General features: G+C 63.5%; 13 protein-coding genes. 8 read left to right on the top strand and 5 right to left on the bottom strand.

What is annotated here, in order from left to right:
• Positions 1–14: 14 nt before the first annotated feature.
• Positions 15–434, top strand: coding sequence for a hypothetical protein (locus G9Q80_RS06535; RefSeq protein WP_088716117.1), 420 nt, complete (start codon positions 15–17; stop codon positions 432–434).
• Complete coding sequence (locus G9Q80_RS06530; protein WP_088716118.1) at positions 434–1459, top strand: TrbL/VirB6 family protein; 1026 nt, start codon at positions 434–436, stop codon at positions 1457–1459. Before G9Q80_RS06535 ends, G9Q80_RS06530 begins: the two co-directional genes overlap by 1 nt.
• Before the next feature lie 203 nt (positions 1460–1662).
• Here the strand turns inward: G9Q80_RS06530 and G9Q80_RS06525 are convergent, their stop codons facing one another.
• Both G9Q80_RS06525 and G9Q80_RS06520 read right to left on the bottom strand, forming a co-directional pair.
• On the bottom strand, positions 1663–2565 hold the full coding sequence (locus G9Q80_RS06525) for an ImmA/IrrE family metallo-endopeptidase (RefSeq protein WP_088716119.1): 903 nt from the start codon (positions 2563–2565) through the stop codon (positions 1663–1665).
• Positions 2562–2927 carry a helix-turn-helix domain-containing protein gene (locus G9Q80_RS06520; protein WP_088716167.1) on the bottom strand — a complete coding sequence of 122 codons (366 nt, stop codon included), beginning with the start codon at positions 2925–2927 and terminating at the stop codon, positions 2562–2564. Before G9Q80_RS06520 ends, G9Q80_RS06525 begins: the two co-directional genes overlap by 4 nt.
• Positions 2928–3048: 121 nt before the next feature.
• On the opposite strand from G9Q80_RS06520, the gene G9Q80_RS27845 reads away from it, so the two are divergent.
• The 6 genes from G9Q80_RS27845 to G9Q80_RS06495 are packed head-to-tail and all read left to right on the top strand — an operon-like array spanning position 3049 to position 9788.
• A complete protein-coding gene (locus tag G9Q80_RS27845; RefSeq protein ID WP_198550003.1) occupies positions 3049–3585 on the top strand; it encodes a multiubiquitin domain-containing protein in 537 nt (178 codons plus the stop codon).
• Entirely contained in the window at positions 3582–3962 is a 381-nt protein-coding gene (locus G9Q80_RS27840) for an E2/UBC family protein (RefSeq protein WP_198550004.1), read from the top strand. The genes G9Q80_RS27845 and G9Q80_RS27840 overlap by 4 nt, the downstream gene beginning before the upstream one ends.
• Complete coding sequence (locus G9Q80_RS06510) at positions 3962–5362, top strand: ThiF family adenylyltransferase (RefSeq protein ID WP_168246436.1); 1401 nt, start codon at positions 3962–3964, stop codon at positions 5360–5362. The genes G9Q80_RS27840 and G9Q80_RS06510 overlap by 1 nt, the downstream gene beginning before the upstream one ends.
• Positions 5362–5769 carry a ubiquitination-like system serine protease family protein gene (locus G9Q80_RS06505; protein ID WP_088716121.1) on the top strand — a complete coding sequence of 136 codons (408 nt, stop codon included), beginning with the start codon at positions 5362–5364 and terminating at the stop codon, positions 5767–5769. The genes G9Q80_RS06510 and G9Q80_RS06505 overlap by 1 nt, the downstream gene beginning before the upstream one ends.
• A gap of 1 nt (position 5770) precedes the next feature.
• Positions 5771–7249 carry an AAA family ATPase gene (locus G9Q80_RS06500; protein WP_157903863.1) on the top strand — a complete coding sequence of 493 codons (1479 nt, stop codon included), beginning with the start codon at positions 5771–5773 and terminating at the stop codon, positions 7247–7249.
• Positions 7242–9788: a S8 family peptidase gene (locus G9Q80_RS06495; protein ID WP_088716123.1), complete on the top strand. Its 2547-nt coding sequence runs from the start codon at positions 7242–7244 to the stop codon at positions 9786–9788. Before G9Q80_RS06500 ends, G9Q80_RS06495 begins: the two co-directional genes overlap by 8 nt.
• A gap of 176 nt (positions 9789–9964) precedes the next feature.
• Here G9Q80_RS06495 and G9Q80_RS06490 read toward each other — a convergent pair whose 3' ends face one another.
• The 3 genes from G9Q80_RS06490 to G9Q80_RS06480 are packed head-to-tail and all read right to left on the bottom strand — an operon-like array spanning position 9965 to position 14880.
• Positions 9965–11947, bottom strand: a complete 1983-nt coding sequence (locus G9Q80_RS06490) for a type IV secretory system conjugative DNA transfer family protein (RefSeq protein ID WP_088716124.1) — start codon at positions 11945–11947, stop codon at positions 9965–9967.
• The gene (locus G9Q80_RS06485) at positions 11940–14291 is read right to left on the bottom strand and encodes a relaxase/mobilization nuclease domain-containing protein (RefSeq protein WP_088716125.1); all 2352 of its coding nucleotides are present in this window, start codon (positions 14289–14291) and stop codon (positions 11940–11942) included. The genes G9Q80_RS06490 and G9Q80_RS06485 overlap by 8 nt, the downstream gene beginning before the upstream one ends.
• A complete protein-coding gene (locus G9Q80_RS06480) occupies positions 14278–14880 on the bottom strand; it encodes a helix-turn-helix domain-containing protein (protein WP_088716126.1) in 603 nt (200 codons plus the stop codon). Before G9Q80_RS06480 ends, G9Q80_RS06485 begins: the two co-directional genes overlap by 14 nt.
• Positions 14881–14893: the final 13 nt, after the last annotated feature.

Raw genomic sequence — 14893 nt, 5'->3', positions numbered from 1 at the left:
CGAAAGGAAACCCCATGCGCCATACCATCCTCGCCGCAGTTGTCACCCTGCTGGCCGCGCCGCTCGCGGCGCAGACCTCGCCTCAGGTCACGAATGATCTCACCGTGACCATCGCGCCCCAGCAATACCGGATCTGCAACGACCGGCCCGCACGGCCGACCTGGATGGATGAAGTCCACCCGCGCGAGGCCTACAAGGCGCTGACGTTGATGCGGCTTTACGAGTTGCGGTCATGGGAGGCGATCAAGGCAACTGGTGAATGCGGCTGTGATGTCCGCTTCCCGTCATGGGATGCTGCCTCCGCCGAGTACGAGGAACGGTTCGCGACCGACACTCAGGCAGAGCACACTCAGGCCCAATTGGCCCTCCGCACCGAACAGAACCAGATCGCCCGCGACGTCCAGGATATCTGCGAAGCGCAAGGCAGCTGGTAATGAGCATCGTCAGCTGGATGGTCGGAACCGCCGATGGCTTTCTTGCCGATGCGGCCCAGTCCCAGTTCGGGGCGGTGGCGAGCAATACCGGCACGATCGTCCTGCTGATGGTCACGCTTTCGCTGATCGGCGTCTGCATCAACATGGCCTTCCAGTTCCGCAGCATGGATGGGGCCAGCTTCTTTTGGTACCTGATCAAGCTGATGTTGATAGGGCTCTTCGCCTTCAACTGGGCCAACTTTAACGCGGTCGCCAATGCCGTGATCGGCGGGCTCGACTATATTGCCGGGGCCCTGATCTCATCGGTTGGCGGCGGCGGGGCAGGTGCCACCTACTTCGCGGGCGAATTCGACCGGCTGATCACGGAGTTCAGCCAGTACCTGAATGCGATCGGCAACAACCTGAACTGGATGACTGGCGCGATCCTCGGCGGCATCGGCCTCGTGCTCTTGAGCCTCCTTGGCTTCATGACCGGCATCGTCCTCATCTTCGCCAAGATGATGCTGACCCTGATGCTCGGTCTTGCGCCGATCATGATTGCGCTGTCGCTCTTCGATGCGACCAAGGATTTCTTCCACAGATGGGTCTCGACGACGATCAGCTACGCCTTCTACCCTATCGTGATCGCCGCCATGTTCTCGACCGTCGTCGGCATGGCGAATTCGCTGCTGGCCCAGCTCGGTGACCCAAACTCAGCCACAAACATCGGCTCGCTGGTCCCGTTCTTCGTGATGGTGTTCCTGGCCAAGGGCTTCGTCGCGGCAACACCCCTGATCGTGCGGGGGATTTCTGGAAACCTGATGGTGGCTGCGGCACCCGCTGTGGTCGCGGGATCGACCGGGATCATGCGGGGGATCCTCAATACCGACGGCGTCAAGGGCAGGGCGCGGATCGGTGCGCTGACCACGGGCGAGGCGATCGGGCGGGGGGCTGTGCAGGCACCCACTGCCGTGAGGAGTGCAGCGGTGACGGCGAGCGCGCAGGTGGTGAGGATGGCTGAGCGGGCGAAACGGTTGGGGTGTTGATGTCCAACGCCACTTTGCTACCGTTCGTCGTTATCGAAGTCGCATGGAATGGAATGATTTGATTTCTTGTAGTCGACACGTCTCCTAAGCTGTGTCTGGCGCGCCGAAAACCTCGATAGTGATGCAGTTCCCGCCGCAGAGCGTGACCCGCAGCGCCGTCCATTCGCCAAAGCGGCAAGAATCCTTCGAACAGTTAGGTCTGCTCAACGTCGTCGAAAGCGCGGGGTCCAGCGCTCCTCCATAGCCTCGTCCGACTCGTCGAGCTCGTCCTCATCCCGGTAGGTGTCGTCGACCAGCTGGGCACAGGACAGCACGGTCAGCACACGTTCGTAGCGGCCGAGGTCAACAACCTGTTCGGTAGCTGGGACGGCGCGGGCGCCGCCGAACCAGTCGAGTATGTCGCTGTCGGCTTCGTCTCGGAGCCGCCGCCGCTCTGCAGCAGGCTGCCGGGCGATAGCGGCTGTCAGCGTACCCTCCGGCAAGGCCGCGCCCTTGCGGAGCCAGGTCTGTCCTTTGAGCTGCTTGAGGGCTTCTGACTTGAAGCAGTAGTCGACATGGCCGTTGCGGCTGACGATGATGGCGGCTGCGTCTTCAGTCTCGCTTATGTAGCGGATGGCGGCCGCCACGGTAGAGGCCTCGGCCGCGCGCCCGAGCATCTCGATGCTCTGCAGGCCTTCGGGAGCCCGCTTCAGGAGGGTGCGGACAAGCGATGAGGGCATAAGCAGTCCCGACGCGAAGTAGTCGGCTTCGCGCTCGTACGGGTCGGGCGAGACGAACCCCGCCCGAGAGCTATGGATGCCGGCCTCGAACTGGATGTGGTCGAGATGGCCTTCGGCAAAGTAATGGCCGAACTCGTGGGCGATGCTGAAGCGCTGGAAGCCCACGCTCGGGATATGGGTCGCATATCGGATGCCGAAAGCGTTTCCGACCCGCAGCAGCATGCCAGATACGCCCTCTTCGTCGGCATCCATCGCCTGTAGCGGGATTCTGCAGGCCGAAGCCAGGGCCTCCAGATTGACCGGCAGGTGAAGCAGGCCCTTGTCACGCAGGACATGTTCGGCGAGCCGGACCAGTTTCCGTTGCTGCAGATCGGGATTGCGGATCATTCGTCCTCCCCGCGCTCCTTCTCGTCCTGCTGGGCTAGGAACCTCATGAAGTCAGCCGCCATCTTGCGGTTCTTGTCGGTCAGCTTGTGCACGTCGCGATAGATCGGGTCAGCTTCTGCGGCGCCTGCCGGATCCTCTGACCGCCCCAGCAGGTAGTCGGTCGTGACGTTGAGGGCGTTGGCGAGCTTGCGGAGGTTGTCGAAGGAGGGTTTCCGCGTGCCCGCTTCGAAATGAGCAACGGAACTCGGGGGCAGGCCGGTCTCGCGCGCGAGTTCGGCCTGACTCAGCTTGCGGAGTTCCTCCCGTGCGGTCCGGAGGCGTTCCTTGAAGATGTCAGATGGATTGTCGGAGGTGGTTGTCATGGCGCTTTCGACATGGTGGGGTTGACGGGTTTTTCGGATGACCATATATTCCCGACATTGATGCCATGTCGAAGGCGACATTGGCAAGGGCTGAGAGGCCGCAAACCCATAGGAGGTCGCCATGACGACTGGAACGACAGACATCGAAGACGTTGCGGCCTCCCTTGCCGCAGGCAGCAAACACCGTGCGCACGGTCCGTACCGGATGGAGGTCGGCGATGCAGAGCTCGCCTTCCGGCCGGTTCGGATCGACGATCCGGTTCCGACGGGCCGCCAGATTCTCGACGCGGCGGGTATCCGGCAGGTCGAGGAGCATCTTCTGTTCCTAGTTCTCAGCAATGGCGAGCTCGAGGAGTTGCGTCTGGATGAGACCACCGATCTGCGGAGCGGGGGCGTCGAGCGGTTCCTGATTTTCGCCAGTGCGGAATCCTATCGCATCGAACTCGACCGCAAGGTGTTCGAGTGGGGCGCCTGCGCGATCAGCGGCAGGGTCCTGAAGCGGCTGGCCGGGGTCGACCCCGCCACCTACGGCGTCTGGCTCGAGGTCAGGGGCGGCGAAGATCAGCCGGTCGGCGACAGCGAGCTGGTGCGGCTGGACGGGAAGGGGCTGGAGCGCTTCTTCACGGGGATCACGCAGACGACGGAGGGGGCGGCATGAGCCTGCTGCCTTCCGCCGATCGTCGGTATCTCGCGGGGCGTGGTCTCGCGTATCGGGAGGTGACGGATGGCGCCCAGCGGGGCGTCATCCTCACCGGTTTCAGATTGCCGTCGGCGAAGTACCAGGTGGATGCAGCCAGCATCCTGATCCTGTTGCCGAGCGGCTATCCGGACGTGGCGCCGGACATGTTTTACGCGCTGCCGTGGCTCCAGTTGGTCCCTGACCAGCGTTATCCGAAAGCGGCGGATCAGCCCGTGCAGTTCGAGGGCCAGCGGTGGCAGCGCTGGTCACGCCACAATACGAGCTGGCGCCCCGGTGTCGACGGTCTCAGCACCATGCTGAAGCGGGTCGAACAGGCATTGGAAGAGGCTGCGTGATGGATGTCGAACTGACGCTCCAGGAGGCCCATCAGGCCGAACTGAAGCACCTGCTCCATCGGGAGGATGGTACGGAGGCGGCTGCCTATGTGTTGTATGGCGTGAACCAGATCGGCGTCGATCCCTGGTCAAGGCAGGGGCGGCTTCGGTTAACCTCTTTCGAGATCATCTCGATACCCCCTGATGACGCGGTCTCGGCCAGCGAGCGCCATATCACCTGGCGTACAGACTCTTACGTCAGCCTCTGCCGCCGCGCGGCTGAGGAGGGTTTGCTGCCCGGCATCGTTCACAGTCACCCGGGCGGCTTCCCGGATTTTTCCACGCAGGACGACCAGAACGAACGGGAGCTGTTCAGGCTGGCCCGGAACCGGAATGGCGATGAAGCCCGGCTGCTGAGCTTGCTGCTGATCGGGAAGGATCGGCTCCGGGCCCGGCTCTGGGTCGATGAAAAGACTCCCATTGAGATCGGAACGATCCGCTCCGTTGGCACCCGGCTCATCTATACGACGGTCGGTGCGGCGACCCCGGAGGCCGCTTTCGACCGGCAGGCTCGCGCGTTCGGCGCCGGGCTAAACAGTATCCTGCGAGGACTTCGGGTCGGCGTCGTCGGCTGCGGCGGCACGGGTAGCGCGACAGCGATGTTGCTGGCGCGGCTGGGTGTCGGCCAGATCGCGCTATTCGACGAAGACATCGTTGAGGTGACCAACCTGAACCGGCTGCATGGCGCACGGCGGGCGGATGCCGATGCCATGCGACCGAAAGTCGAAGTCGTGGCGCGGGAAATCAGCGAACTGGGACTTGGGGTACGGGTACGCGCCTATCAGCGCTGGGTTGAGGACCCGTCCGTACGCGATGCGCTCAAAGCCTGTGATGTGATCTTCGGCTGCACCGACGATCACGGTGGCCGCCTGTTCCTGAACCGGTTCGCGCACTTCTATCTTGTGCCGGTGATCGATATGGGCCTGGCAATCGAACCCAGTCCTGAGGGCGGCCTGCGCGATATGAGCGCCCGTGTGACAGTCCTGACGCCTGGCGCACCGTGCCTGATGTGCCGGGGTGTCGTGGACGCCCAGGCCGCCGGCGAGGAGGCGCTGCGTCGGAATGCACCCGCCGAGTACGAGCGGCAGAAGCGTGAAGCGTATGTCCGGGGTGGCGGCAATCCGGCGCCGGCCGTGGTGACGTTCACCACGGAAACGGCCAGCATCGCGGTCAACGAGCTTCTGCAGGGCCTGGTAGACTATCGGGGTGAGGGCCGGTGGGCCTGGCAGCGGGTCCGGCGGCTGGACCGGGGCGAGGAGCGCCGTCAGGGGGCAAAGCAGCGGTCTGACTGCCCGATCTGCGTCGATACGCACTACTGGGGCCGTGCCGATGTCGAGCCGTTTCTCGATCGGATCAGCTGATGAAGTGCCTAAGGGGACTTTGCCGCGTTGTTCTGGAGCGGATCGGGTGGCTTCCCAGAAGCCACCTGATCGCCTCGGTTCAGGAGGCGCATCCAGACCCGGAGCGTCTCACCTCCGGGCGCCTGGTCATTGTGCGAAGTGGCAGTCTGGACAAATGGGGCTGTTTCCGCTGCCCGGGCGGCTGCGGCGAGAAGTTGCAGCTATCGCTCAGCCAGCAGCGCAGGCCGCGATGGTCGATCGCCGTCGACTGGTTCGGCCGCCCCAGCATCTCGCCGTCGATCCGCCAGACCAATGGCTGCCGCTGCCACTTCTGGATCAAGGCGGGCCGGGTCGAATGGTGTCGCGACAGCGGTCACCCGGGATCGAACATCAACGGGCTATCGACCCGAGACCGGCCAGAGGCCTAACATGCTGACACCCCGCACGGTACCGTCTGATTGTACCTTTATGTCTTCTCGAAATCATCACGATATCCTTGGAAGTCAGAGGGGCGCGGACGTTGCGCAGCGCGACGTCGGCGTGCTGACTGGTAACACGGGAACCGATCGTCAGCATCATGTCGAAGATCGTTGCATAACTGAGGCAAAAATCGCATCATGCGTCCCAAACCATGAATACTGCGGGCGCATCTCGGATATGGACCACTTTGAGATCATACTTTCCCTGTCACGAGCTGCCGCAAGCGGCGACAGCAACCGCGCGCGTTACCAGATCGAGCGGCTGCGGGACTCGCTGCGGGAGTCGGAACCACGGCAGGCCGAGAAGCTGAGCCGGCTGCTGTCGCGCGAGGTCCGCAAACAGTCGTTCGCGCCGATGTCTTTGGAGCGCATGCGTGCCGGGTCGGCGCAGGCCTTGCCCGGCGAAGTGCTGAGCCGGAATACGCCGCTGCCACATGACAAGGAAACGGGGACACCGCTGGTGCGCGTCGTGCAGCCCGACGAAGCCGCCGACGCGGAGCCGGTGTTCAATGAGGCGCTCAAGTCCGCCGTCACCGATCTGATCGAGGAATGGTCCCGCGTAAAGGAGCTGGCAGCGCTCGGCGTGCAACCGAATTTGCGTTGCTTGCTCTATGGTGCACCGGGTGTCGGCAAGACCATGCTCGCCCGTTACATCGGAGCACAACTCGGCCTTCCCCTTGTCGAAGCTCGACTGGATGGCCTTGTCTCGTCCTTCCTCGGAACTACGGCGCGCAACATCGGTGCGCTATTCGATTTCGCAAATCGCTATCGCTGCATTCTATTCCTCGACGAATTCGATGCCGTCGCCAAGGCTCGAGATGACGCCCAGGAAGTGGGCGAGATCAAGCGGGTGGTGAATACGCTCCTGCAAAGCCTCGATGCACGGGGAGACAGGGGCTTCACCCTGGCAGCCACCAATCATGAGCATCTTCTGGACGCCGCTGTTTGGCGCCGGTTCGACGGGCGCATCGAGATCGCGCTGCCGGATGAAACCGCGCGCCGGGTTCTGCTTGAGCGGTTTGTGCGTCCGATCGAACTGACCCGCGAAGAAATCGACATGCTGGTCTGGCTCACTGAAGGCATGAGCGGCGCCGATCTGGAAACGCTTGTCGCCGGGGGGAAACGCTTCCTAGTACTGCATCTGCCGAAGGGAAACAGTAGCCGCGCCGGTCGCGGCCAGTCCATGCTGGCGGGGCTTCGACGGCAGGCAACCCTAAACGGCCATCTATTCGGGGGCCTTCGCAAGGCACTGCTGCTTGGACCCGAAGAGGATCTTGCTGCTGCCTTCGTTGAGCAGGCCGGGCTGACCCAGAATGCAGCGGGCGCCATCGTCGGTGTATCCCAGTCGACGGTATCGCGCCGCCTGCGGGAGCGCAGCCAGTCAGCACGAGTGACATCATCGGGGACAGAGGCGGTGAGCGATGGCTGAACGGGACAGTATCCAGCGCCCGGTCCAAGTTTTCCTCGACACCCGGCGCTTCATTCACCCGCCGGCGCCCGGAACGCGCGGCCCCAGCAGGGATTTCTTTCAGGGTGATAACGAGGGCTTCCGTCGCCACAAGGCAAAGATGCGAGAGCAGCTCCGCGCCAGCAGCCTGAGGCTGCGGGAACAGCACTCGGCCCTCGGCTTTGTGTTGGTGCAGATGCGAGAGGACGCCCTGGCGAAGAGCTATCGTCCAATCGACAAGCTCTTCTGCGAGCGGAACCGGTTCGCGCTCGTTGGCGGTCGCGGGATAGGAGAGATGTTCTTTCAGGCAACGCCAGACGCTCTGGACGCGCTCGACACGCTGATTGCCGAGCGGGCCGAGGACGTGCCACAGGAACGGGAAAACCCACGCACCGGAGAGTTCGAGGAGCGTGTTTCCGGATATCGCAGCGAGCTTGGTGCCATTGCTAGCATTGGCCTGCTTGAGGCACCGGATCGGCTAGATTTTTCAGCGTCCGAGGCTGTCGAAGCCCTTGAGAAGGAGGGTGCCATCGGCGGCTATCTGGTCGAGCTGTTCCGCCCCGATCCCGCGATCTCCGGCGATGCTGTCCGCGCGCAGATGGAAGCCCTGAAAAATCGGCTGGCGAGTGTCGGCAGCCTGTTCGTGCGGCCTGTGGCCGGTCTGAGAGAGCGGCGGCCGACCGGTCTTGCGCTTAGCATTGACCTTCTGTCAGCCGGCACCCCGAACGACATCGTGCTGCTTGCGCCAGATGGGTCGACCGAAGCAACGGAGCGGCCAGCCGGACGAGCCGTCGCCTCAGCCCCGCGCGACCGGTCTATAAGGCGCCATCAGCTCTTACTGGAGCAATTGGCCGAAGAGCCGCTGGTGCGGCGAATCGCCTTGCCGATGGAAATCGAGCCGGCCCCCGCGGGCGCTTCCGAATCGGGCGTAGCCATCGACCTGCCGGCTCCACTGGCGGACCGGGATTATCCCGTGGTGGGCGTGATTGATGGCGGTGTTTCCGCGCTGGACGCGCTCGATCCCTGGTGCGCCGGGGTAGCCGGCCCGCTGCTGCCCGGGGACAGCGATCACGAGCATGGCACGTTCATAGCGGGGCTTGTGGCGGCAGGTTCTGCGCTCAACCCAGGCTTCGCAGATCGCCTGGAACGCGAGCCGTGCCGGTATTTCGACCTCGCGATCATGCCGAGGAAGTCTCTGCTGGGGCAATATTACGGGACGCCGGATGAGTTCTTCGACCAGCTGGAGGAGCTAGTGACACATGCCAAGGTCGAGGCCGGAACGCGGATCTTCAATTTCAGCCTTGGATCCCCAAACGCACGCACCCGTCACAGCTATTCAACTTTTGCCGCCCGGCTGGATGAAATCGCGCGGCTGCACGACGTTATCTTTGTTGTCTCTGCCGGCAACCTTGATGGGGCCGAGCGGCGGCCCGAATGGCCGGCGGAAACCGACAAGGCTTTGGAAATGCTGGCGCAACGGGGCGCGCGCAATGATGGCATCACGGCACCGGCCGAGCACATGTTTGGGCTGTCGGTGGGCGCCGTGAACCCACCGGGATTGACGGCGGCGGTGGATGGTTTACCCACGGCCTACACAAGACGTGGTCCTGGCGCGGGCGGGGCGCGCAAACCCGAACTGGTTCACTACGGCGGTGCCGCACAGCGCACTGGGAATGACACGGGCCTTGCTTCGCTCGACGCCGATGGATCGGTTGTCAGAAAATCCGGCACCAGCTTTGCGGCCCCCTTGGTAGCAGCAACGGTGGCGGCCCTCGACCACCGGCTCGGGGGGCAGGTGTCACGGGAACTGCTGATGGCGCTTCCGGTGCATCGCTCGACGCGCCATCCGGCGATGATGAAGAAGCCATTGCGCCCGATTGCCCGGGAATTTGTAGGCTTCGGCGTACCCGGAGACTCTGAGGCTTGCCTTGCTGATGATCCACATTGCATTACGCTGGTCTTCACGGATGTCCTTCCAGCAAAGCGAGAACTTTCGTTCGTCTTCACTTGGCCGTCGTCCCTAACAGGGCCAGATGGAAAGTGCCGCGGTGCTGTCGACATCACCCTTGCCTACTCACCAGTGGTCGACGCTGCGTTCGATGCAGAATGTCAGCGTATACAGTTGGCGGCTACTCTGCATCAGCTCAACGAGACAATTACTGACGAAGGCGAGATCATTCCTAATCATACATCGCAGCTGAAACATTATGATAATGAGCTGCCACAGAATCTGGATTACACGGAGAAGTATCTACTTGAGAGCGGCCTCAAATGGACGCCGATCAAGCGCTACTTCAGGGAAATGCGTGGCGTCGGAAATCGAAGCGACTGGCGTTTGTCCCTGAGCGCCTTGACTCGGGCCGGTGCTGTTATTCCGGATGAAGGCATCGGTTTCGCGTTGTTAATGACCATCAGCGACCCAAAGGGGGTTGCTCCTGTTTACGACGAAGTTCGAGCTGAGGTCCTTAGACGCGGTTTGCGGTTAGCGGACATTACTACGCAGGCACGAATTCGAGTCTAAAGACTGCTCCTTACCCTCACCGATTTGCACATATCTAACCACAAGGCTAGGTAACGGAAGTGATCAGTTGGTACGGTATGTCGAAACAGGGATTTCGCCGCACCATGTCTGACCGGCAACTTCGGGAGGCACCGTTGAATAGCGTCAGCCAGAACTGAGTGGAGAGAAGGTTCGGGTCAGGTATACTCGCCGATAATGGCTCTGGTCGTCTGAACCGCTGTCGCCAGCTCGGTCATGTCTACCTCCATCAACCCCAGCGCCGCTACATCGAACGACAGTTTACCTGAACCACCACCACCCGCAGAGGCTCGTGCAGCCCGCCCTCGCGCCCGACCCAACGGCGCAGGCTTGGGCTCGCGCAGCTTTTGCAAGGGAGATTGAGCCGCTTTGGGCAGCGCATCTCCCTCAGACCCCTGCGCCCCTGCAGCCGCTCGCACCGCCTGCAATTCCAGCTTCAGCTTCTCGACGGTCTCGCGCGTCTCGTTCATCTGCCGATCCCGGCGCAACCCGTCCTCATCCGGGTACGGGAAACTCCCCGCCTGACCCGCGTGAAGCACCTTCAGCGCCGGATCCTCGAAATACTTGATCCGCCGCGCCCGGATCGGCATCTGCGCGTCGATGACGAGGATCACTTCGTCGAGGTCCATGCGCCGGGCCTGGTCCTCGGTGAGGAGCGGGGTATCCTCCGTTCGCTCAGAGACACTGCGTCCCTCGAACGGGTTGCGCCCGACCGCACGCGACCTGGTCACCACGCGCTTGGTGGTCTTGCCGACAGCCTGGCTCAGCTCCTCGATGGTCTTCTGCTCGGACGGGGTGAGGTAGAGCTTCACGCCCGCGCCGCCCTGCAGCGACCGGCGCGTGTTCTCGCCATAGATCTCGTCCAACGCCGGGATGGTCTGGGTGACGATGGCAAGGTTGCCCCCGAAAGAGCGCAGCGTCTTGATGCTCTCGGCGACGATCGGCATTTTCCCGAGACGGTCGAATTCGTCGAGCATGATCATGACGGGCCAAGGCTCGTCATCGCCGGGCTCCTGCGCCTGCAGCGAAGCGATCAGGTCCGAGAAGAACAGCCGGATCAGCGGGGCCAGCGGGCGGATCATCTCGGACTCGACCACGAGATAGATCGCGTGGGGGCGGCGCCGGATGTCCCGGAAGGAGAAATCCGAGGTCGCGGTGGCTGCGTCGATCGCCCGGTTGTCCCAGGTGTCGAGACCCGAGGTCATCAAGAGCGAGAGGTAGGAGGTCAGGGTGTCGTTGTTGGTTGAGGCCATGCGCTCGAAGATCAACTTGGCCGAGGTGTTCTTCACCTCGTGCGCGCGCTTCAGATATTCCTTTTGCTTGTCACCGCCCGAAGCGGTGATGCGGTAGATCTCACCGATGGTCGGCACGCCGCGCTCGAAGGCCAGAAGGCCCGCCGCCACGAAGAGATCGATGCCGCCGGCCAAAAGCCCGCTCAGCTTTTCGTTGTCGGTCTGCAGGAAGAGCTTCGCGGTGAGCTTCAACTCCATCTGTTGCCGATCGGGGTTGGTCATGGCGGCGATGCGCGCCAGCGGATTGTAGCGGTGGGTCGGGCGGTCCCAGTCGGTCGGCGCGAAGCGGAACACCTTGTCGCCCATGCTGCCGCGGAAACGAGATGTCTCGCGGAAGTTCTCGCCCTTCACGTCGAGCACCACGGCCGAGCCTTTGTAGGTAAGCAGGTTCGGGATCACGAAGCCCACGCCCTTGCCTCGGCCCGTTGGTGCCACGATCAGCGCATGCGGGAAGGTTTTTGACACGAGGAAGGGACGCTTCGATTTCGGGGGGCCGAGCTTGCCGAGAAGGAAGCCGCCACCCGGCTTGGCGAAGAAGCCGTTACGCTTCATCTCGCCCCGGGTCTGCCAATGCGTCGTGCCAAAGCGCGTCAGGGCATCGCCAAGAAGCGTGACGCTAAGCATCAGCGCGGCGATCCCAAAGCCTGCGAGGATCAGGTTCACCCAGAGAAAGTCCCGCGGCGCGCTGACACCGAGGGCTCGGTACTCGCGCGCGAGCAGGGTGACGTCGAAGGCTTGCGTCGACAGACCATAGCGAAGTGTCAGGTAACCAGTGGCCACGACATAGCCGATGGCAAGGCCAACCAGCGTCAGGCTCAGGATCCCGCCCGCGATCTTGCCCTTATCCATGGGTGATCCCCTTCTCGCCATGGGTCGCTGCGTGACGCGCGCGCTGTGCCTCGATCTGTTCCTCGGCCAGGGCGTCCAGCACCCGCTCCATGGCGGGGCCGTGGGCAGTCACCTCGCTGCTTTCCAGATAGGCTTTGGCGAGTTCCAGCTGCCGCAGCGGGTGCTCGGTGAACTTCTCCAGCACATCGGCGTGACCCGCGCGCAGGGCCGTCACCGCGTTTGGTGTTAGGTTACGGTCGATCTGGGCGACGAGGCGCTGCCCATCCGTCTCGTTGAGCGCCTTCACGTCCTCGGCCTCTGCCCGCTGCAGGAAGGTTAGCACATCTGGGGCGGTCTCAGCCATGAAGCGCCGTTCGGCATAGTCCTGTCGCGCCTGATCCTCGATCTCAAAACTTCGCTCGCTGATATAGGCGCGCGATGCCCCCATGGCGCGCAGACGGTTGATTTCCTCCTGCACCGCCGCCCCGAACTCCTCGTCCGGCATCTCGGCACGGTAGCGCGCGAGGGTGCGGTCGTCTTCGCTGATCGGCCCGAGATGCTGCATGGGATCGCGCAAGGCGAGGTCCATGTCGCCGGCATGGAGCGAGCGGTCTTTCTCCTCGACGGCGAACTCCTGTGGCTTGCGGCTGTCAGTGATCTTGTCCCAGGCCATCGAGGCCAGTTCAGCATGATCGGGCGACCGCTGCGCGAAGGCGGTGAAGGCGGCCCGAGCTTCCTCCACCTCAACAGCACCGGCCCGGCGCACGCTTGGGTCGTCCGAGAAGGGATGGTCGAAGTCTGTCCGGCGGAACTGAGCGACGAGATCCTGGAAATCGCGGCGCTCGGAAGGCGTGAAGATGACGGGTTCGCCGGCCGCACGCTCGCGCTCCGGCAGCGTCATGCGTTCGGCAAGGGCAACCGGATCATCCTTGGTGTCGTCCACTTCATCGATGGCCCGCAAGATGCGCGCATCGGTCAGGGTTTCACCCAGGCGGACATGGACGGCTTCCAGCCGGTCCAGCGCTTCCTCGCGGTCCTCGCCCTTCTCCAGATCGAGATCGCCTGCCTTGGCGATGGCGCGCAGATCCTGTGCCAGCCATTGCCGTTCGAGGGCTGCGTTGCCTGCCCCTTCCCGCATGCGGGCGGCCACGGCTTCGGGATCGATGCCCGTGCTCTGCAGCGCCTCGCTGAGGCGCGCCTTCACCGCATCATCATCGAGGCGCTCCATCTGGTCCTCGCGCATGTTCGCCCGCGCATAGACCCCGTCCCGGGATGGCGCGTCGAGGAGGGCAGCCGAGCGGTCCCCGAGCGGGTTCAGATGCGCGACCGAGGCCAGCACATCGGTGAGCTTGCGCTCGATCTCCGGCCTCTCGGCCGCGGGCGCCCGGTCGATCGCCGCCTCGATCTGACGGATGTTCTGAGAAAACTCGGTGATCAGCGTGTCGAACGCTGTTTCGTCTTGGGACATGTAGATGGCTCCGTCAGATTGGATCTGACCGCCACTGGCAAGGATGGTGCTGGCCCGATCGAGCGCCTCGGCCACGTCGTCGAAGTTCGACCGGGATGCCTCGGCAGCCAGACCCCGATAGGTCAGCGCATTGCGCGCCACCGTCTGCAGGGCCGCGGCGAGATCAGCGCCTGTGCGCTGGCGCTCGACGGGCGGTCGGCCTTCGTCACGGGCCTTGTAGACCTCATCTATCTCGGCGCGGTAGGTCGTGACCCCCCGGTCAAGACGCCGTGTCGCCTCGAGCCGGATCCCGTGGACCTGCGCCGCCTCGACCATCGCCAGCCGGAAGGCGTCGTAGTTGAAGTGATGATCCTTCCCGAGAAAGAACATTTCGCCATCCTTGCTGCGGCGGTTCAGAACGATATGCGCATGTGGATGCGCGCGATCTTGGTGTATTGCAGCAATATAGTCGAATTGCGACCCCTCGCCTTGAAAGAACTTCTCGCAGACGGATTCCGTGATCGCGCGCACCTCCTCGCCACTGGTGCCGACGGGAAAAGCCATCAGAAGATGCGAGGTATGCCCGAGCTTAGGGCTGTGCCGCTCGCCCCACTGGTTCTCGAAGCGCCGGACGACCCGGTCGATCTCCGCCCCGGTCAGGGTCTTCTTGCCGTCATGGGTGCCGCGGCTGTCGAGGATGTGGCTCGACTTGGTGGTGAGGTAGGTCAGCTGGGCTTTGAGCTGCGCGCCCGTGTGGCAGCCGCCTTTCGAGATCGGCTTGAAGATGGCAGGCGAGTAGCCGCGTGCCGCCCGGACCATCTGCGCCTTCTTCGACAGCCCCTGCCAACTGCCCGAAACCCGGCTCCAGTCGCGATCGAAGAGGGCAGGGCTGACGCCGCGCGCCTCACTCCGCGCCATGTTTGGCCACCTGCTCCGCTTCCTGCCGTGCCAGACCGGCGAGGGCATTGGTGACCTCTAGGTCCAGTTCGCGACGCCGCGCGCGGAACATCTCCTGGATCTGGTCGGCCATGTCGAAGACGAGCACCGCAAGGTCGCGGATCTCGGCATGGCTGGCCGGGGTATAGGGCAGGCGCTCGCCCTTGAGCTTTGCCTCGTTCAGGCGGCGCGCGACCTGGTTCACGTTGTTGCCGACCCGGTTCAGCGCCGCGCTCATCCCTTTCAGTTCATCCGTCATGCCGTGATCTGGGCGCAGGAGATCGTCGGCGGCCTGCATCAGGCAGCGCATGGCGTCTGACCGGTGGGAGATGCCGCGCCGCGCGAGGGCCGCATCGAAGCCACGAAGGTCGCGCTCGGTGACGCGCATGGTCAGCACACGGGTGCGGCTGTCATTAGCCGAGACGGCGGAACGGCCCCGGCTCAGCACGTTGTAGACGGTCTTGGGTGAGACCTTCAGCGCTGCACTGATCGCACTGACCGAAACGCCTTTCGCCCGTTCCCGGACGATCTGACGGCGCTCCTGATCGGTCAGTCTGCGACTGCTGCTCATGTGAAGTATACGT

This window comes from Mameliella sp. LZ-28, assembly GCF_012274245.1.
In the GTDB taxonomy this organism is placed as follows: domain Bacteria; phylum Pseudomonadota; class Alphaproteobacteria; order Rhodobacterales; family Rhodobacteraceae; genus Antarctobacter; species Antarctobacter albus.
This window is presented reverse-complemented; position numbering and strand designations above follow the sequence as displayed.

Excerpts from the sequence above, each read along its gene's own strand:
- G9Q80_RS06535 (WP_088716117.1), top strand. The coding sequence starts at position 15 with ATGCGCCATACCATCCTCGCCGCAGTTGTCACCCTGCTGGCCGCGCCG.
- G9Q80_RS06520 (WP_088716167.1), bottom strand. The coding sequence starts at position 2,927 with ATGACAACCACCTCCGACAATCCATCTGACATCTTCAAGGAACGCCTC.
- G9Q80_RS06505 (WP_088716121.1), top strand. The coding sequence starts at position 5,362 with ATGAAGTGCCTAAGGGGACTTTGCCGCGTTGTTCTGGAGCGGATCGGG.
- G9Q80_RS06485 (WP_088716125.1), bottom strand. The coding sequence starts at position 14,291 with ATGGCGCGGAGTGAGGCGCGCGGCGTCAGCCCTGCCCTCTTCGATCGC.
- G9Q80_RS06500 (WP_157903863.1), top strand. The coding sequence starts at position 5,771 with ATGCTGACACCCCGCACGGTACCGTCTGATTGTACCTTTATGTCTTCT.
- G9Q80_RS06490 (WP_088716124.1), bottom strand. The coding sequence starts at position 11,947 with ATGGATAAGGGCAAGATCGCGGGCGGGATCCTGAGCCTGACGCTGGTT.
- G9Q80_RS06495 (WP_088716123.1), top strand. The coding sequence starts at position 7,242 with ATGGCTGAACGGGACAGTATCCAGCGCCCGGTCCAAGTTTTCCTCGAC.
- G9Q80_RS06480 (WP_088716126.1), bottom strand. The coding sequence starts at position 14,880 with ATGAGCAGCAGTCGCAGACTGACCGATCAGGAGCGCCGTCAGATCGTC.
- G9Q80_RS06525 (WP_088716119.1), bottom strand. The coding sequence starts at position 2,565 with ATGATCCGCAATCCCGATCTGCAGCAACGGAAACTGGTCCGGCTCGCC.
- G9Q80_RS06530 (WP_088716118.1), top strand. The coding sequence starts at position 434 with ATGAGCATCGTCAGCTGGATGGTCGGAACCGCCGATGGCTTTCTTGCC.
- G9Q80_RS27840 (WP_198550004.1), top strand. The coding sequence starts at position 3,582 with ATGAGCCTGCTGCCTTCCGCCGATCGTCGGTATCTCGCGGGGCGTGGT.
- G9Q80_RS06510 (WP_168246436.1), top strand. The coding sequence starts at position 3,962 with ATGGATGTCGAACTGACGCTCCAGGAGGCCCATCAGGCCGAACTGAAG.
- G9Q80_RS27845 (WP_198550003.1), top strand. The coding sequence starts at position 3,049 with ATGACGACTGGAACGACAGACATCGAAGACGTTGCGGCCTCCCTTGCC.